The sequence below is a fragment of the Sphingopyxis solisilvae genome (assembly GCF_015475875.1).
In the GTDB taxonomy this organism is placed as follows: Bacteria; Pseudomonadota; Alphaproteobacteria; order Sphingomonadales; family Sphingomonadaceae; genus Sphingopyxis; species Sphingopyxis solisilvae.
In genome coordinates, this window is sequence record NZ_JADKYM010000015.1 from 1 (window position 1) to 17,387 (window position 17,387).

Below are 17,387 nucleotides of genomic sequence, written 5' to 3' on the forward strand. Positions count from 1 at the left end.
AGTCGCAGCGGGTGGGGTCCATCGGCCTTGCGCAAGGCCGATGGACCCCACCCCAACCCCTCCCCTGAAGGGGAGGGGCTTAAGACAGTTCGCTCCTTCCCCGCCAAAAGTTACGCGGCGACCTCCGCCGCATATTCCTCGCGATATTTGTTGCGCAAGCTGACCTTGTCGATCTTTTCGCTGCCGAGCTTGGGCAGTGCGTCGTCGGCCATCCAGATCTTGTACGGCACCTTGTAGGGCGCGAGCCGCGCGCTGAGGAACGAGCACATATCCTCGGCGGTCACGTTGCTGCCGGGCTTCACCCAGATGACCGCGCCGACCACTTCGCCCAGCCGCTCGTCGGGCAGCCCGAATACCGCGCATTCGTTGGTGTCGCCATGTTCGTAGATCGCCGCCTCGACCTCCTGGCAGCTGATATTTTCGCCGCCGCGGATGATGATGTCCTTCTTGCGGTCGACGATGAACAGATAGCCGTCCTCGTCGAGATAGCCGAGGTCGCCCGACCGGAAATAGCCATTGTCGAAAAACGCCGCCTTGGTCGCTGCCTCGTTGTTCCAATAGCCTTCGAAATTGCAGACCGAACGGATGCAGACCTCGCCGACCTTGCCCTGTGCGAGCTCGTTCCCGTCGTCGTCGAGGATCGCAAGGTCGACCAGCGGCTTCGACGCGGGGCCGGTCGACAGCGGTTTGGCGAGGTAATTTTCGTTGATGATGCCGCAGCCGACCGCGTTGGTTTCGGTGAGGCCATAGCCAAGCAGCGGCTTGCCCTCGCCCATTTCGGTCGCGAGGCGTTTGACATGCTCGGGCGGACGCGGCGCGCCGCCGCCCGCATAGCTTTTGCACGTCGAAAGGTCGTAATTCTTGCGGTTGGGGTGGATCAGGATTTCATAGCTCATCAGCGGCACGCCGACGAAATAATTGCATTGTTCGTCCTGGATCAGCCGCATCGCTTCCTCGGCATTCCATTTGGGCATGAGTACCAATTTTCGGCCGAGCGCGAAGCTTTGCAGGAACACCGGAATTTCGGCGGTGACGTGGAACAGCGGGGTGCAGATCAGGGTCGCAGGCTGGATGTCGGACATCAACCCGTCCTCAGTCAGCAGATGCACGATGCTCGCGGTCTGCGTCACATAGTTGAAGATCGCCTGCACCACCGCTTCATGGCGCGAATAGGCGCCCTTCGACTGGCCGGTCGAGCCCGAGGTGAACAGGATGGTCGCGAGATCTTGCCCGGTCAGCGTTGGCAGCACCGTCGCCGCCGTGCCGCCCGCGCCGGTGATCGGCGCGATCGCCTGGTCGATCGGCTGGGCGATGTCGAGCGTGATGACCTTCGCGCCATGTTCGACCTCTTCGAGCCGCGCCGCGCGCTGCACGTCGGCAATCACGAGTTTGGTTTCGCTGTCGGCGATTGCCGCCGCCAGCTCGCCGCCCTGCCACCAGCCGTTGAGGAGCGTCGCGCAGCCGCCCGCGAGCAAGATGCCGATGTACGAGACGCACCACGCATTGGCGTTACGCATCGCCAGCCCGACGCGGTCGCCGCGTTGCACCCCATAACCCTCGATCAGCCCCGCCGCGACCTGCCGCGCCGCCATATAGACCTGTTTGAACGACAGCCGTTCGTCGCCTTCGACTAGAAAGGTCGCGTCGCCGTGCTGCATCGCGAAATAGCCGACATAGTCGGCGAGATTCGTCGGCGCATTGGTGATGAAGGGCAGTTGACGGCCAAAGCGTTCAACCGATCCGACCTGGATCGGTCCGCCCGGACCGGTGATCAGATTATAGGCGGCTTCCAGGCGCAAATCGAGCGCTGATGGCATCGTGTATCTCTCCTCTTGGTCTCGCTGGCCTAACCCCTTATGGGGAGGCCTCTCCTGGGGAAGGACGGCGCGACTTTATGTTTCTTTTTGCAACCCTAGCCGAAGCAACGCAATATGTGAACTTCCATGACCTGATGGGAGAGAATAGCGAAATTGCGTTCAGCGTCTTTGGCTTGCCGATCCGCTGGTATGCGCTCGCTTATCTCGCCGGGATTTTTGTCGGCTACTGGTATCTGCTCAAGCTGATCGCGCAGCCGGGCGCGCCGATGGCGCGGCGCCATGCGGATGACATGATCTTTTACGCCATGCTGGGGATCATCCTGGGTGGCCGACTCGGCTATGTGCTGTTTTACAATCTCGAGGCGTACATCAAGGAACCGCTCGGCATCTTCCGGTTGTGGGACGGCGGCATGTCGCTGCACGGCGGCGTGATCGGCGTGCTGGTCGCAATTTGGTATGTAACGCGCAAGGAAAAGCTGAATTTCCTGCGTTTTTGCGATTATATCGCCTGCGTCATTCCCTTCGGATTGTTTTTTGGCCGCCTCGCCAATTTTGTGAATGGCGAACTGTGGGGTCGAACGACAAAGGTCGCGTGGGGCGTGATCTTTCCGGACAGCGGGTCGATGGAAGCGCGCCATCCCAGCCAGCTGTACGAAGCGGGGTTGGAAGGCCTGCTGATGATGGCGATCCTGGGTTGGCTGTTCTGGCGCACCGATGCCCGCTACAAGCCCGGCTTTCTGGTCGGCATGGCGTCGATTATCTATGGCGTCAGTCGTTTTGCGGTCGAATTTGTGCGCGAGCCCGACACCCAACGGATGTGGGTCGTCGAAAGCACAGGCCTTTCGATGGGTCAGTGGCTGACAGTGCCGATGATCGTGATTGGCCTCTGGCTCGTCGCCACCGCGAAAGGACGCCGCCAGCGGGTGGAGCCGGTCGCCGGACCCGACAGCGTTGCGTGACGGACCGCCGACGCCTGCTGAGCTGATCGGCGACATCGCGGCGGCGCGGGCGACGACCGTGGCCGACTATATGGCCGCCGCGAACAGCCATTATTATGCGACGCGCGACCCGCTCGGCGCCGCGGGCGATTTCACCACCGCCCCCGAAATCAGCCAGATGTTCGGCGAGATGATCGGCGTGTGGATCGCCGACCTGTGGGTACGCGCGGGCAGCCCCGCCTTTCGCTATGTCGAGCTAGGCCCGGGGCGCGGCACCTTGGCCGCCGATGCCCTTCGCGCGATGGCGCGTTTCAAATGCGTGCCGCGCAACATCCACTTCGTTGAGACCAGCCCAAGTCTTCGCGCGGCCCAACTGGCCCGCGTTCCCGCCGCCATCCATCACGACGACATCGACGACCTGCCCGAAGACGGCGCCGCGATCATCGTCGCCAATGAGTTTTTCGATGCCCTGCCCGTCCATCAATATATCCGCACCAGTGGTGGCTGGCGCGAGCGGATGGTCGAGCGGCAGGGCGCGCGACTGATCCCGGTGCCGGGAGAGGCGCCTGCCGACGACCTTGTCCCCGCCGCGTTGCGCAACGCCGCTGAGGGCAGCATCGTCGAAACCGCGCCCGTGTCGGCGTCAATCATGCAGCGCTGCGCCTTTCGCCTCGCCCGGCAAGGCGGCGCGATGCTGGTGATCGATTATGGCTATAGCGGCCCGGCGGCGGGCGACACGCTGCAAGCGGTGAAGGCGCATCGCTTCGCCGATCCCTTCGCCGATCCGGGTGAGGTCGACCTGACCACCCATGTCGATTTCACCGCGCTCGCCGACGCGGCGCGGGGCGCCGGGGCAGCGGTCAGCCCAATCGCGACCCAGGGCGACTGGTTGCAGCGGCTGGGCATCGACGCACGGCTGCAATCGCTCGCGGCGACGGCGCCCGACCGCGCCGAGGAGTTGAAGGGTCAGCGCGACCGGCTTGTCGCCGCCGACGCGATGGGGGAATTGTTCAAAGTCATGGCCATCACCGCTCCGGGCTGGCCCACCCCTGCCGGGTTTACAGGAGACAATGATTGACGACCGTTCATCTCGCGACCCCCGACGATGCGGAGGCGATCGCGACCTTCGCGACCGACTCCTTCACCCGCACCTTCGGGCATATCTACGACCCCGCCGACCTCGCCGCCTTTCTCGCGACCTGGAACCCGCCCGAACGTGTCCGCGCGCAGATCGGCGCATCCGATCATGATATCGGGCTCGTTCGTGACGCAGCCGGTGCGATCCTTGGCTATATCAAGATGGGGCCGGTCGATTTCGACCTGCCCGCCGATCAGCCGACCGACGACGCCGTGGAACTTCACCAACTGTACGTCGCGGAAGCCGCCAAAGGCACCGGCGTTGCCGCGGCGCTGATGGATTGGGGCATCGTCTGGGCGCGGCAGCGCGCGTCGATCCTGTATCTGTCGGTCTTTACCGAAAACCATCGCGCGCAGGCTTTTTACCGCCGCTATGGTTTCTATGACGTCGGCCGCAACGCGTTCCGGGTCGGCAACCATATCGACGAAGACCGATTTTACAGGCTCGACCTGTGACGACGCCGTTCGTCACCGCGCCGCCGCTCGCCGACATTCCGCACGGGTTTTTCGGCCGCCGCGGCGGAGTATCCACCGGCGAGCTGGCGTCACTGAACTGTGGTCTTGGCTCGGGCGACGATCCGGCGCTGATTGCAGAAAACCGGCGACGGGTGGCCGATGCCGTGCTGCCCGGCGCAGCGCTCACCGGCGTCTATCAGGTCCATGGCAATCGCTGCGTCATCGTCGATGAGACGACCGACCTGACTGCACGTCCCGAAGCCGACGCGCTCGCGACGCGCACCCCCGGCATATTACTCGGCATCCTCACTGCCGACTGCGTCCCGGTGCTATTCGCTGACCGTGACGCGGGCGTCATCGGCGCCGCGCACGCCGGATGGAAGGGCGCGCTCGCCGGGGTCACCGACGCGACGCTGACTGCAATGGAAAGCCTTGGCGCCACGCGCGCCAACACCGCCGCCGCGATCGGCCCGTGCATCGGCCGCGCCTCCTATGAAGTCGACGACGGGTTTGTGCAGCGATTCACCGATGCCGATCGCGCCAATGAGCGCTTCTTTGCCGCCGGCAAGCCCGGTCACGCGATGTTCGACATCGCCGCCTATGTCGCCGCGCGGCTTGCCGCGGCGGGGGTCACCCGAATTGCCATCGGCGGGCAGGACACCTATGCCGAGGCGGATGACTATTTCAGCTATCGCCGCGCGTGCCACAAAAACGAGAACAGCTATGGGCGCCAGTTATCGGTGATCGGACTCAGCCAATCGATAAGCGCGGAATGACCGAAAATTGCTCGTCATTGCGAGGAGCGAAGCGACGTGGCAATCCAGAGCATGCGTAAACCGCTCTGGATTGCTTCGCTTCGCTCGCAATGACGAGGATCATGGGCGATAACCGGCACGCTTCGGCATCCGCGCAAAAAAGAGATGTGGGATTGGGGGACGGATGACACGCACGCGCCTGTTGGGACTGATCGGCGGCCTGCTGGTCTTCATCGTCATGCTCGCCCTCCCCGCACCCGCGGGGATGGAAACGACCGCCTGGCATGTCGCGGCGCTGACCGTCCTGATGGCGATCTGGTGGATGACCGAGGCGCTGCCGCTGACCGTCACCGCGCTGCTGCCGTTCCTGCTGGTGCCCGCCTTCGGGATCATGGACGCCAATGCCATCGCCAGCGAATATTATTCGCCGATCCTGTTCCTGATCCTGGGCGGCGCTTTTCTGGCGCTCGCGATCGAGCGCGTCGGGCTGCACCGCCGCCTCGCGCTGGCACTGCTCAAACGCGCGCGACCGAGTGCGAAGGGGCTGTTGTTCGCCTTCATGGCCGCGACCGCACTGCTCAGCATGCTGATCTCGAACACCTCGACCGCGCTGATCATGGTGCCGATCGCGCTGGCCGTCGTTCGCGCCGCCGGAATTGCCGAGGGTGATACGACGGGCTTTGCCGGCGCGGTGATGATGGGGATCGCCTTCGCCGCTTCGCTGGGCGGGCTCGGGACGCTGGTCGGCAGCCCGACCAACGCCATCGCCGCCGGGCTGATCGAAAAGACGCTGGGGCTCCGCATCTCCTTTTTCGACTGGGCGGTTTATGGTGTGCCGGTGGTCGTCCTGTCGGTCCCCGTCGCAATGATGATCCTGGCGCGCGTGCAGCGGCTGGCCGATCATCCGTTCGACGGGACCAAGGCCGCGGCGGCGCTGGGCCAGCAAGCGATCTGGTCGACCGCCGAACGCCGCGTCGTGCCGGTCGCGATGCTGGTCGTTGCGGCGTGGATGGCGCAGCCATGGATCGAACCGCTGCTGCCCAAGGGCGCGCTGACCGACGGCACGATCGCCATTGCGGGCAGCCTGTTATTGTTCGTGCTGCCCGACGGCACCGGGCGACCGTTGCTCGTCTGGAAAGAGGCCGATCGCGCGCCGTGGGGCGTCATCATGATGTTCGGCGGCGGCCTTGCGCTCGCGGCGGCGATCACCGCCAGCGGACTGGCGGCGTGGCTGGGCGCGGTGCTGGCGCCGCTCGGCAGCATCCCGACGATCGCACTTGCCGCGATCATTGTCGCACTGACCATCCTCGTCACCGAATTCGCCAGCAATGTCGCGACCGCGAGCGGCATCATGCCGGTGCTGGCGGCGCTCATCGCGGCGACCGGGGTCGACCCGGTGCTGCTTGCATTGCCGGTCGCGATGGCGGCGAGCTGGGGCTTCATGCTGCCGTCGGGCACCGGGCCGAATGCGCTGGCGTGGGCGACGGGGCATATCGCGCTGCCGCGCATGCTGAAGGCCGGGCTGGCGCTCGACATCATCGGCGTGCCGCTGCTGATCGGGGTGATCTGGGCGATTGCAATGCTGGGGTGACGCGCGCACGAAAGGGCGCTAGTTGCAACCGAAACTAATTGCGCCCCAAGGAAATCTATATGCCCCCGATCGACAACAGCGACCTCACCGGCACCACTTCGCAGCGCCGCGCGCCGAAAAAGGATGTCACCGAAATCGGCGGCCATGCACTGTCGCCCTCAACACTGATGATGGGCTATGGCTATGACCCGATGTTGTCGGAAGGATCGCTGAAACCGCCGATCTTCCTGACCTCGACCTTCGCTTTTGAAAGCGCGGCGGCGGGAAAGCGGCATTTCGAGGGGATCACCGGCAAGCGCCCCGGCGGCGCCGACGGCCTGGTCTATTCGCGCTTCAACGGTCCGAACCAGGAAATCCTGGAAGCGCGCCTTGGCGTGTGGGAAAAGGCCGAGGATGCGCTGGTCTTTTCGTCGGGCATGTCGGCGATCGCCACCCTGCTCCTCGCGCATGTCAGCATGAACGACGTCATCGTCCATTCGGGGCCGCTTTACGCTGCGACCGAGACGCTGATCGCGCGCATCCTGTCGCGCTTCGGCGCCACTTACGTCGATTTCCCGGCCGAGGCGTCGCGCGAAGAGATGGACGCAATCCTTGTGCGCGCCAAAAAGATGGCCGCCGATCAGGGCGGCAAGGTCGCGATGGTGTATCTGGAAAGCCCCGCCAACCCCACGAACGCGCTGGTCGATGTCGAGGCGATGCGCGCCGCGACCGACGCGGCCTTTGCCGCCGATGCCCGGCCGCCGATCGCGATCGACAACACCTTTCTGGGTCCGCTGTGGTCGAAGCCGCTGGCGCACGGCGCCGACATCGTCCTGTACAGCCTGACCAAATATGCCGGCGGGCACAGCGATCTGGTCGCGGGCGGGGTGCTGGGATCAAAGCACTGGCTCGGCCCCATTCGCATGATGCGCAACACGATCGGCACGATCTGCGACCCCAACACCGCCTGGATGCTGCTGCGCAGTCTGGAGACCGTCGAGCTCAGGATGAGCCGTGCGGGCGAAAATGCGGAGAAGGTGTGCGCATGGCTTCGCGATCATCCGAAGGTCGATGGCCTGGGCTATCTCGGCTTTCTGCCCGACGGGTCGCAAAAGGATATTTTCGACCGCCATTGCACCGGCGCGGGATCGACCTTTTCGCTGTTTATCAAGGGCGGCGAGGAAGAGAGCTTTCGCTTTCTCGATGCGCTCAAGATCGCGAAGCTGGCGGTCAGCCTGGGCGGCACCGAAACGCTCGCCAGCCACCCCGCCGCGATGACGCACCTGTCGGTCCCCGACGCGCGCAAGGCGGCGCTGGGCATCACCGACAATCTGGTGCGCATCTCGATCGGCATCGAGGACGCCGACGATCTGATCGCCGATTTTTCGCAGGCGCTGGACGCGGTCTAACGCGTCATTGCGAGGAGCGAAGCGACGCGGCAATCCAGAGTAGCGTAAACCGCTCTGGATTGCTTCGCTCCGCTCGCAATGACGGGGTTTTGATCGCTACTTCCGGCCTCGCCAGTCGACGACCTGCCACCCCATCCGCGGCGCCAGTTTCCTGAGCCCGCGCGACGGCGTCGTCGCCACCGCTTCATCGGCAAAGCGCAGCATCGGATGGTCGGACACATGGTCCGAATAGGCGCGGATATGTGCGCTGTCGCGGGTGATCGCATTGGCGGCCATCCAACCGTCGATTCGCGCGAACTTGGCATCGCCGTAGCAATTGTCGCCCGACAGGCGCGCATGGATATGGTCGCTGCCGTCGGGTTCGTCGAGCTGTGTCGCCAGCACGTCGTCCATCCCCAGCCGCTTCGCGATCGCATCGACGTATAGGTGGAAGGATGCCGTCGCGAGGAGCAGCCGGTAACCCGCTTCGCGGTCGGCGGCGATCTGTTCCAGCGCCGCGGGGTGCAACCCGCGCGCCACGACCTTGTCGGCATAGCTTTCGGCGAGCGGCGCGATTTCGGCGCGCGCGAAGCGTTTGCCGACCAGCAGCCGCAGGTTGATCGCTTTCAGCCGCGACCGGTCGATCAGACGCAGCGCATAGGCAAGCCCGGCCAACGCCACGAGCGGCAACAACAGCAATCGCCATTGTTGTCGCCGCCTTGCAACATGAATCAAAAACCCGCTGTAAGTCCCTGATCGAGTTATCGTTCGGTCCATGTCGTACATGGCAACGCGGTGGCGATAATCGCGGACCGGGACGCTGGGTTGGCTTTCCATGAGGGGACCATAGAGACGCCGGCCGCCGCGGCCAAGGGGGACGGGATTCGCTTGCCGTCCTGTGGCAAATAATACAATGTCCTCCGCACGATGGTGGCCAAGGCGGATTTCGAACAGAGCGACGGAGCCGATGGCGCCGACATCCGCTTCACCGGCCGGCTGACGCTGGCGCGGCTCGGCGACCTTCCCGCACGACTGGAGGCGGTGGGGCCGATCGCGTCACTGGACCTGTCGGCGCTCGAGCGAATCGACACCGTCGGCGCGTGGATCGTCACCCGAACCGTTCGGGAACATGAGGCCAAAGTCACCGGCGCCAGTCCCGAAGCGCAGCGGCTGCTCGACGCGCTGGCCAGCGACAAGAGCGAGTACCGCGTCCATCGCGACCGCCGCCCGCCCTTGATCCGCATGCTCGAACAGGTTGGCGTGGCCAGTATTTCGGTATGGCGCGAACTGGTCGGCATTATCGGATTTTTCGGTGCCATGATCCTGGCATTGGGGACGCAGCTGCGCGCGCGACGGCGGCTGCGCTGGCACGCCATCGTCACCCGGTTCCAGACCGTTGGTCTCGATGCGCTGCCGATCATCGGGCTGATGACCTTTCTGATCGGCATCGTCGTCGCGCAGCAGGGCGCGGTCCAGCTCCGCCAGTTCGGGCTCGAGGTGTTCACGATCAATCTGGTCGGCCGCGCCTCGATTCGCGAACTGGGCCTGCTGATGACCGCGATCATGGTCGCGGGGCGTTCGGGCAGCGCCTTTGCGGCGCAGATCGGCACGATGAAGCTGACCGAGGAAATCGATGCGATGCGGACCATCGGCGTCTCGCCGATGGAGGCGATCGTGCTGCCGCGCGTCGCCGCCGCGACGATCCTGATGCCGTTGCTGGGCTTTTACGCCAGCATCTGCGCCATTATCGGCGGCGGGGTGTTCTGCTGGATCGGGCTCGACATTCCGCCCGTCACCTATGTTCAGCTGCTCCGCGACATCATCCCGATGACCGATTTCTGGGCGATGCTGATCAAGGCGCCGGTGTTCGGCATCTTGATCGGGGTCACCGGTTGTTACGAGGGAATGCAGGTGCGCCAGAATGCCGAGGAAGTCGGCAAGCGAACAACGTCCGCCGTCGTCGCCGCGATCTTTCTCGTCATCGTCCTCGACGCGTTTTTTGCGGTCTTTTTCTCGTCGATCGGATGGAACTGATGAGCGAAGAAATCGACGAACAGCTTGCCGAGGAACTGGCCGCCGCCGACGCCGTGCGGCCCGAAAGTTTCGACCATGCGATCCGCATCCGCGGCTTGGTCAACCAGTTCGGCGACGCGGTGATCCACGACGGGCTCGATCTCGACGTCCGTTCGGGCGAGATCCTTGGCGTTGTCGGCGGCTCGGGGACCGGCAAGTCGGTGCTGATGCGGTCGATTATCGGCCTGCAAACGCCCGTCGCGGGCGAGATCGAGGTTTACGGCAAGACGCTCGACACGATCGCCGACGAGGAAGAATCGCGCGACCTCCGCCGCCGCTGGGGCGTGATGTTTCAGGGCGGGGCATTGTTTTCGACGCTGAGCGTCGCCGAGAACATCCAGGTGCCGCTGCGCGAATATTATCCGCGAACCGACCAGAAACTGCTCGACGAAATCGCCGCCTACAAGGTTGCGATGGTCGGCCTGCCCCCCGATGCGGGGCCGAAGTATCCCGCCGAACTGTCGGGCGGGATGGTCAAGCGCGCGGGGCTTGCCCGCAGTCTGGCGCTCGACCCGGCGCTGCTGTTCCTCGACGAGCCGACCGCCGGACTCGACCCGATCGGCGCCGCCAAATTCGACGAGCTGATCCGCGAGCTGGCCGACACCATGGGACTGACCGTCTTTCTGATCACCCACGACCTCGATTCGCTCTATGCCACCTGCGACCGGGTGGCGGTGCTTGCCGAAAAAAAGGTGATTGCGGTGGGCACAATCCCGGAACTGCTTGCCACCGAACATCCCTGGATACAGGATTATTTCAACGGACCCCGCGGCCGCGCCGCTGCCGGCGGGAACCAAACCGCCCCGCGCCCATAGGAACGACTGATGGAAACTCGCTCGAACAACGTCCTCGTCGGCGCTTTTGTCCTGATCTTTACCGCGGCGCTCGCCTTTTTCATCGTCTGGCTCGCCAATGACACCGGCGGGGAAAAACGCGAGTATGACATCTTTTTCAAACAATCGGTCGACGGCCTGAACAAGGGCGCGGCGGTGCAGTTTTCCGGCGTCCCGTCGGGTCAGGTGCGCGAGATATCGCTGTGGCCCGAAGACCCGCAATTTGTCCGGGTTCGGATTCAGATCAACGAAGGCGTCCCGATCCTGCAAGGGACGACGGCCGCGATCGAAGGGGTCGGTTTTACCGGCGTGTCGCAGATATCGCTCGACGGCGCGGTCAAGGGCGCCCCGCCGATCACCGATCTGGGGCCCGCGGGCCGTCCGGTGATCCCGACGCGCGTTGGCGGGCTGGGCGAGTTGCTCAACACCGCACCGCAATTGTTGCAGCGCCTGTCGACCCTGACCGAGCGACTGGCCGAGCTGGCCGACGATGAAAACCAGGCGAGTATCCGCGGCATATTGAACAATGTCGAGGCATCGACGGCGATCCTGGCGCGGAACGGCCCTGCGCTGGAGCGCGCGCTCGCCGACACCCGCATCGCGATCCAGCAGACCGGCGTCGCGGCCGAACAGATCGGCAATCTGGCCGCCGCTACGCAGGGGACGATCGACCGCAACGTCGATCCGGCGATGAAGAATCTGCGCGATACTTTGGCCTCCGCGAACAAGTCGATGCAGACTTTGGAACAGGCGGTCGCCGACGCGCGGCCCGGCCTCAAGACCTTCAGCGAGACGACGATCCCGGAAGCCAATGCGCTGATTCGCGACCTGCGCCGCACCTCCGCCTCGCTGTCCAGCCTGACCGACAAGCTCGACCAGCAGGGCGCCGGCGCCGTGCTGGGCGGCAGCAAGCTGCCCGATTACAAGAAATGAGGACGATCATGATCCGCCATCTCCGCACCCCGCTGCTCGCCGCCACCCTCGCCGTCTCGCTTGCAGCCTGCATCGGCCTGGGCGGCAAGACGCCGCCCTTTCTGCTGACACTCGACGCCGATGCCGCACCGGCAGCGGGCACCGCGCGCACCGCCGCCGACGCCTCGACGCTGACGATCCTGATCCCGACCGCACCGCAGAAACTGCGCACGACGCGGATACCGGTGCAGCAGGACAATAGCAGCGTTACCTATGTGAAGGACGCGCAATGGGTCGAGGCGCCGCAGCGATTGTTCCAGCGGCTGGTGTCCGAAACCGTCGCGGCCCGCACGTCGCGCGTCGTGCTCGACGAGGGGCAATATCTGACCGCACCGGGCGAACAGCTCGCCGGGCAGCTGATGGAATTCGGCGTCGATGCGCGGACTGGCGAAGCGGTCGTCGTGTATCAGGCGATGTTGGTATCGGCGGGCGGCAAGACGGTCAGCCAGCGCCGCTTTGAAGCGCGCGAAAGCATCGGCGGCAGGGTCGAGGCGAAACCGGTCGGCGAAGCGCTGACGCGCGCGGCGAACAAGGTGGCGGGTGAGGTGACAGGGTGGCTGGGCAGCTGAAAGCCGCTCTTGCCTACCCCAGCAAACTCTTGCTCGCCTGCTCGGTCACGTCGCGCGACAGACCCGGCTGCGCCAATATTCGCTCCAGTTCACCACGCATCATCGCCGCGCGCGCCTCGTCGAAGCGTTTCCAGCGGCCGAGCGGGGGGATCATCCGGGCGGCGGTTTGCGGGTTCTTCGGGTCGAGCGCGATGACCAGGTCGGCGATCAGGCGATAGCCCGCGCCGTCGGCCTGATGAAACGCCGCCTGATTGCCGGTCAGCGCGCCATAGAGCGAGCGGACGCGGTTGGGATTGGCGAGCGTGAAGTCGGGGTGCTGCGCCAGCTCCTTGACCGCATCGACGGTATCAGTCCGCAGCGACCACGCCTGCACCTGGAACCATTTGTCGAGCACCAGCGGATTGTCGCGATAGCGTTGGTAGAAGATGTCGAGCGCCGCGACACGCTCGTCGCTGTCGCCATGCGCCAGCGTCGCCAGCGCCGCCTGCCGTTCGGTCATTCCGTCGGCGTCGGAGAAAATGCGGAACGCGAGCGCAGGCACATCGTCCATCGCCGTCGCCGCCAAATAGGCCAAGGCTGCACCGCGCAGGCGGCGGCCGCCCTTGGCCTTGCGCGACAGGTCGGTCGCGGGCGGTGCGGCGCCCGCCAGAATCGCACGCCACTGGTTTTCCAGCGCGGTGCCGATCGCGGCCTGCAACGCCAGTCGTTCGCGGCGGATCGCGTCGGGGTCGACGGTCACCATCTGATCGCCGATAAAGGCCTCGCTGGGCAGCAGCACCGCCTCGGCGACGAATGCCGGATCGCTCGCCGCGCCCGCCAGCGTCTGGCCGACCGCATCGATCACCGCCTGTTGGCCGCGTGCCTCGCCCGACACCGCCGCGACCAGCGTATCAAGCATTAGCTGCTGTAACGCCTCGTAGCGTGCAAAGGGATCGTCGTCGTGCGCGGCGAGCCACGCGAGTTCGCCATCTTCGCGCGCGAAATCGACGATGACCGGCGCCGAAAAGCCGCGGTTGAGCGACAGCATCGGGCGGCTGCCGCCAACGCCCAGCGGTACCGCCATATCGGCGCGGTCGAGCAGCACCAATTGCTCGCCCGCCGCGGCCCCGCCGTCGCGGTCGAACGCCTTGATCCGCAGCGGGATAACCATCGGCTGCTTGTCGGGCTGACCGGGAGTCGCCGGCACGGTCTGGGCAAGGTGGAGCATCTGTTCCCCCGTCGCCGTATCGGTGTCGATCCGTGCAGTGACCCGCGGCGTCCCCGCCTGGCTGTACCACAGGCGAAATTGCGTCAAATCGATGCCCGCGCCCTCCTCGATCGCGCGGACAAAATCCTCGCACGTCGCCGCCTCGCCATCGTGGCGATCGAAATACAGGTCAGTGCCTTTGCGGAACCGTTCAGGCCCGACCATCGTCGCCATCATGCGGATGATCTCGGCGCCCTTGTTATAAATGGTCGCGGTGTAGAAGTTCGAGATTTCCTGGAAGCTGTCGGGGCGGATCGGGTGCGCGAGCGGCCCGGCATCCTCCGGGAATTGCGCCGCGCGGAGCAGGCGGACGTCCTCGATCCGCTTGACCGCGGGTGAACCCATGTCGGCCGAAAAGCATTGGTCGCGATAGACGGTGAAACCCTCTTTCAGTGACAGCTGGAACCAGTCGCGGCAGGTGACCCGGTTGCCCGACCAGTTGTGGAAATATTCATGCGCCACGACCCCCTCGACCCCATCATAATCGACGTCGGTCGCGGTGTCGGGATCGGCGAGGATGTAGCGGGTGTTGAAGATGTTGAGCCCCTTGTTCTCCATCGCCCCCATGTTGAAATCGCTGACCGCGACGATGTTGAACAGGTCGAGGTCATATTCTCGGCCATAGACGCGCTCGTCCCACGCCATGCTGTCCTTCAGCGCCTGCATCGCATGGCCGGTGCGATCGAGGTCGCCGTCGCGCACCCAGATGCCGAGTTCGACCCGGCGTCCCGACATCGTCGTGAAGCTGTCGCGATTGACCACAAGGTCGCCTGCGACGAGCGCGAACAGATAGCTCGGCTTCGGCCACGGATCTTCCCACAGCGCCCAATGATTGCCGCCCGCGCCGTCGCCCTTGGCGATGCAATTGCCGTTCGACAGCAGGATCGGGAACGCCGCCCTGTCGCCTTCCATCCGTACCTTGTACCGGCTCAGCACATCGGGGCGGTCGGGGTGGAAGGTGATGCGGCGGAAGCCCTCGGCCTCGCACTGCGTGCACAGCATGCCGTTCGAGGCATAAAGCCCCATCAGCTGGGTGTTCGATGCGGGATTGATCAGCGTGTCGATCTCGACCGTCGCCGCAGTGCGTTCACCCAGATCGACGATCAGGTCGGCGCCGTCCATGCGCCAGTCGTTCCAGCCCTCGCCATCGACGCGCACCGCCGCTGGCGACAGCCCGTCGCCGCGCAGCACCAAGGGCACGGCCGCTTCGGTCTGGCGCACCACCGACAGCGCCGCGGCGACGCGAGTCGCCTCGACCGCCAAGGCGAAATCGAGCGCGACGTCGGGCACCTGCCAGTCGGGCGGACGATAATCGCCGCGGTGGATGGTGACGGGGATAGCGGGGGTGGAGGAGGCGTCGGTCATGTTTCGGGTCTAGGCGCGGGGCGCGGGGCGCGCAATAAGGCGGGCGATGGGACAGATGCTGATTTTCGGGCTGGGCTATGCCGCGGGCCACTTGGCCGAGCGGCTGCGCGCGCGCGGATGGGATGTGGTCGGGACGACGCAGGACGGGCGCGGCGACAGCATCGCGTTTGACGATGAAGGCGCGGTGCTGGCGGCGGTGCGGTCGGCGACGCATATCCTGTCGTCGGTGCCGCCTGCCAAGGGTGCCGATCCAGTGCTGGCGCGCTATCGTGAGGCCATTGCGATCGCCCCGGCGACGTGGGTTGGCTATCTGTCCTCGACCGGCGTCTATGGCGATGCGGACGGCGCGTGGGTCTACGAAAGCGCGCCGGTCAAGGGCCGCCGCCCCGACCGCAATGCTGCCGATGCGGCGTGGCAGCGACTGCGCGGCGACGTGTCGGTCTTTCGCCTGCCCGGCATCTATGGCCCCGGCCGATCGATCCTCGACCGCATCCGCGAAGGCCGCGCGCACCGCATCGCCCTGCCCGACCAGGTGTTCAGCCGCGTCCATGTCGACGATATCGCGGGCGGCGTGATCGCATCGTTTCGGGGACCGGCGGGGGTGTATAACCTCGCCGACGACGAACCGTGCCACCAGAACCGGCTGGTCGAATGGGGCTGCGCGATGCTGGGCGCGCCGCTGCCGCCATTGCAGACGCTGGATGAAGCGGGCCTGTCGCCTGCGGCACGCGCCTTCTATGCCGAGAACCGGCGGGTCGCGAATGGCAAGGCGAAGCGGTTGCTCAGCTGGAATCCGCGCTATCCGACGTATCGCGAGGGGTTGGCGGCGTGTCGCTGACGCCCCGATGAGTCGTCATTGCGAGCGAAGCGAAGCAATCCAGAGCGGTTTACGCTACGCTGGATTGCCGCGTCGCTTCGCTCCTCGCAATGACGGCTGTTAGCTCAGATCAGCACATCCACCGTGTGGATCAAAGTCCCGACCAGCCCGCCAACCAGCGTCCCGTTGATGCGGATATATTGCAGGTCGTCGCCAACGGCATTTTCCAGCCGGTCGGTGATTGTCTTCGCATCCCAGCCGCGGATCGTGTCGGACACCAGCTTCAACGCGGTTTCGCCATAGCTGTCGACCATGCCGACGACTGCACGGCGGGCGTAGCGGTTGAGGGTGCGCTTGATCGCGACGTCTTCGCCCAGCATCGTACCGAATTGCGTGAACAGCTCGCCGATCCGCCCCGCCAGCATCGTTTCGGGATCGCGCGCCGCTTTCAGCAGCGCGGCGCGGCCCTGTTCCCACAGGCCGTCGAGCCAGCGTTTCACCGCCTTGTTCTCGAGCAGTTCGTCGCGGACGCGCGCGACCTTCGCCTGTACTTCGGGGTCGTGTTGCAGGTCGAGCGCCATTTTGGCGAGCCCTTCCTCGACGCGGATGCGCAGCGGATGCGTTTCGTCGACCGCCATCTCGCTGAGCAGTTTCGAGAGGCCCGCGACAATGCGGTTCGAGATGCTTTCGTCGAGCCCGGTGAAGCGCACGATCGCGTTGCTGTTGTCGTGGACCATCTGGTGGATCAGATGATCGTTGAGTTCGAGCGTCTTCGATCCCCATTTGACCATCGCATCGAGCAGCGGCTGGTGCCGCCCCTCGGCGAGCGCGGCCTGCAACGCCTGCCCCAGCAAGGGCGCGACGTCGAGTTCGCGCAGGCGATCAGCGATCGCCGATTTGACCATCCCGCCCAGCCGTTGCTGGTCAAGCGCGCCCAGCGCGTCGGCGATGATCCGCGACGCGCCAAGCTTCAGCCGCCCGCCGCCCTCCGCCGGTTGCGACAGAAACGCTCCGACTGCACCCGCGACGTCGAGCGTCTGCATCTTGCGCGCGATCAGCCTCGGCAACAGGAAATTGGTGAGCAGGAAGCGCGCCAGCGTGTCGCCGATGCGGTTCTTGTTGCGCGGGACGATCGCGGTGTGCGGGATCGGCAAACCCATCGGATGGCGGAACAGCGCGGTTACGGCAAACCAGTCGGCCAGCCCGCCGACCATCGCCGCCTCGGCAAAAGCACGCACGAACCCGACCGCGGGGTGGACGTCCTGATAAAATTTAGCGGTGACGAAGACGACCGCCATCACCACCAGCATCCCGGTGGCGACAAAGCGGATGTTCAGCCCACCGGTCGGAACGGCAACGCCCACCCGCAAGGGGTGGGCGTGTCCATCATGCAGCGAATTGGAATGCTGGTCCTTCATCCACGTAAAATGGCAACGCAAGCCAAAGGTTGC

The 17,387-nt window shown here is 65.2% G+C and carries 15 protein-coding genes; 11 read left to right on the forward strand and 4 right to left on the reverse strand.

Annotated features, from left to right (window positions below; translation table 11 throughout):
- Positions 1-110 precede the first annotated feature (110 nt).
- Positions 111-1,817, reverse strand: coding sequence for a class I adenylate-forming enzyme family protein (locus IR187_RS11415; RefSeq protein ID WP_194954740.1), 1,707 nt, complete (start codon positions 1,815-1,817; stop codon positions 111-113).
- A gap of 77 nt (positions 1,818-1,894) precedes the next feature.
- On the opposite strand from IR187_RS11415, the gene lgt reads away from it, so the two are divergent.
- The 6 genes from lgt (at position 1,895) to IR187_RS11445 (ending at position 8,082) form a co-directional block, all read left to right on the forward strand.
- Positions 1,895-2,776: a prolipoprotein diacylglyceryl transferase gene (lgt, locus tag IR187_RS11420; RefSeq protein WP_194954741.1), complete on the forward strand. Its 882-nt coding sequence runs from the start codon at positions 1,895-1,897 to the stop codon at positions 2,774-2,776.
- On the forward strand, positions 2,769-3,833 hold the full coding sequence (locus IR187_RS11425; protein WP_407699083.1) for a class I SAM-dependent methyltransferase: 1,065 nt from the start codon (positions 2,769-2,771) through the stop codon (positions 3,831-3,833). Before lgt ends, IR187_RS11425 begins: the two co-directional genes overlap by 8 nt.
- Positions 3,830-4,348 (forward strand): GNAT family N-acetyltransferase, encoded by a 519-nt coding sequence (locus IR187_RS11430; RefSeq protein ID WP_194954742.1) that lies wholly within the window; start codon positions 3,830-3,832, stop codon positions 4,346-4,348. The genes IR187_RS11425 and IR187_RS11430 overlap by 4 nt, the downstream gene beginning before the upstream one ends.
- The gene (gene pgeF, locus IR187_RS11435) at positions 4,345-5,124 is read left to right on the forward strand and encodes a peptidoglycan editing factor PgeF (protein ID WP_194954743.1); all 780 of its coding nucleotides are present in this window, start codon (positions 4,345-4,347) and stop codon (positions 5,122-5,124) included. Before IR187_RS11430 ends, pgeF begins: the two co-directional genes overlap by 4 nt.
- Before the next feature lie 163 nt (positions 5,125-5,287).
- Positions 5,288-6,694: an SLC13 family permease gene (locus IR187_RS11440; RefSeq protein WP_194954744.1), complete on the forward strand. Its 1,407-nt coding sequence runs from the start codon at positions 5,288-5,290 to the stop codon at positions 6,692-6,694.
- A gap of 59 nt (positions 6,695-6,753) precedes the next feature.
- A complete protein-coding gene (locus IR187_RS11445) occupies positions 6,754-8,082 on the forward strand; it encodes a cystathionine gamma-synthase family protein (RefSeq protein WP_194954745.1) in 1,329 nt (442 codons plus the stop codon).
- A 96-nt stretch (positions 8,083-8,178) separates the two neighbouring features.
- On the opposite strand, the gene IR187_RS11450 is transcribed toward IR187_RS11445, so the two are convergent.
- Positions 8,179-8,898 (reverse strand): HAD family hydrolase, encoded by a 720-nt coding sequence (locus IR187_RS11450; protein WP_228765860.1) that lies wholly within the window; start codon positions 8,896-8,898, stop codon positions 8,179-8,181.
- 90 nt (positions 8,899-8,988) lie between these two features.
- On the opposite strand from IR187_RS11450, the gene IR187_RS11455 reads away from it, so the two are divergent.
- From IR187_RS11455 to IR187_RS11470, 4 genes are read left to right on the forward strand one after another with little or no spacing between them, the layout of a single operon-like run.
- A complete protein-coding gene (locus IR187_RS11455; RefSeq protein ID WP_194954746.1) occupies positions 8,989-10,095 on the forward strand; it encodes an ABC transporter permease in 1,107 nt (368 codons plus the stop codon).
- Positions 10,095-10,949: an ABC transporter ATP-binding protein gene (locus tag IR187_RS11460; RefSeq protein WP_228765862.1), complete on the forward strand. Its 855-nt coding sequence runs from the start codon at positions 10,095-10,097 to the stop codon at positions 10,947-10,949. The genes IR187_RS11455 and IR187_RS11460 overlap by 1 nt, the downstream gene beginning before the upstream one ends.
- 9 nt (positions 10,950-10,958) lie before the next feature.
- Positions 10,959-11,900: an MlaD family protein gene (locus IR187_RS11465; RefSeq protein WP_194954747.1), complete on the forward strand. Its 942-nt coding sequence runs from the start codon at positions 10,959-10,961 to the stop codon at positions 11,898-11,900.
- 8 nt (positions 11,901-11,908) lie between these two features.
- Positions 11,909-12,508, forward strand: coding sequence for an ABC-type transport auxiliary lipoprotein family protein (locus IR187_RS11470; protein ID WP_194954748.1), 600 nt, complete (start codon positions 11,909-11,911; stop codon positions 12,506-12,508).
- A gap of 13 nt (positions 12,509-12,521) precedes the next feature.
- Here the strand turns inward: IR187_RS11470 and pepN are convergent, their stop codons facing one another.
- Positions 12,522-15,119: an aminopeptidase N gene (pepN, locus tag IR187_RS11475; RefSeq protein ID WP_194954749.1), complete on the reverse strand. Its 2,598-nt coding sequence runs from the start codon at positions 15,117-15,119 to the stop codon at positions 12,522-12,524.
- A 46-nt stretch (positions 15,120-15,165) separates the two neighbouring features.
- Here pepN and IR187_RS11480 point away from each other — a divergent pair, with 46 nt between their 5' ends.
- The gene (locus tag IR187_RS11480) at positions 15,166-15,957 is read left to right on the forward strand and encodes a Rossmann-fold NAD(P)-binding domain-containing protein (RefSeq protein WP_194954750.1); all 792 of its coding nucleotides are present in this window, start codon (positions 15,166-15,168) and stop codon (positions 15,955-15,957) included.
- Positions 15,958-16,061: 104 nt separating this feature from the next.
- Here IR187_RS11480 and IR187_RS11485 read toward each other — a convergent pair whose 3' ends face one another.
- Positions 16,062-17,354: a DUF445 domain-containing protein gene (locus IR187_RS11485; RefSeq protein WP_407699084.1), complete on the reverse strand. Its 1,293-nt coding sequence runs from the start codon at positions 17,352-17,354 to the stop codon at positions 16,062-16,064.
- Between the last annotated feature and the right edge of the window lie 33 nt (positions 17,355-17,387).

Bases quoted from the DNA above. Each gene is read 5' to 3' on its own strand.
- IR187_RS11415 (WP_194954740.1), bottom strand. From the start codon at position 1,817: ATGCCATCAGCGCTCGATTTGCGCCTGGAAGCCGCCTATAATCTGATC.
- lgt (WP_194954741.1), top strand. From the start codon at position 1,895: ATGTTTCTTTTTGCAACCCTAGCCGAAGCAACGCAATATGTGAACTTC.
- IR187_RS11440 (WP_194954744.1), top strand. From the start codon at position 5,288: ATGACACGCACGCGCCTGTTGGGACTGATCGGCGGCCTGCTGGTCTTC.
- IR187_RS11445 (WP_194954745.1), top strand. From the start codon at position 6,754: ATGCCCCCGATCGACAACAGCGACCTCACCGGCACCACTTCGCAGCGC.
- IR187_RS11450 (WP_228765860.1), bottom strand. From the start codon at position 8,898: ATGGAAAGCCAACCCAGCGTCCCGGTCCGCGATTATCGCCACCGCGTT.
- IR187_RS11455 (WP_194954746.1), top strand. From the start codon at position 8,989: ATGGTGGCCAAGGCGGATTTCGAACAGAGCGACGGAGCCGATGGCGCC.
- IR187_RS11460 (WP_228765862.1), top strand. From the start codon at position 10,095: ATGAGCGAAGAAATCGACGAACAGCTTGCCGAGGAACTGGCCGCCGCC.
- IR187_RS11465 (WP_194954747.1), top strand. From the start codon at position 10,959: ATGGAAACTCGCTCGAACAACGTCCTCGTCGGCGCTTTTGTCCTGATC.
- IR187_RS11470 (WP_194954748.1), top strand. From the start codon at position 11,909: ATGATCCGCCATCTCCGCACCCCGCTGCTCGCCGCCACCCTCGCCGTC.
- pepN (WP_194954749.1), bottom strand. From the start codon at position 15,119: ATGACCGACGCCTCCTCCACCCCCGCTATCCCCGTCACCATCCACCGC.
- IR187_RS11480 (WP_194954750.1), top strand. From the start codon at position 15,166: ATGGGACAGATGCTGATTTTCGGGCTGGGCTATGCCGCGGGCCACTTG.
- IR187_RS11485 (WP_407699084.1), bottom strand. From the start codon at position 17,354: ATGAAGGACCAGCATTCCAATTCGCTGCATGATGGACACGCCCACCCC.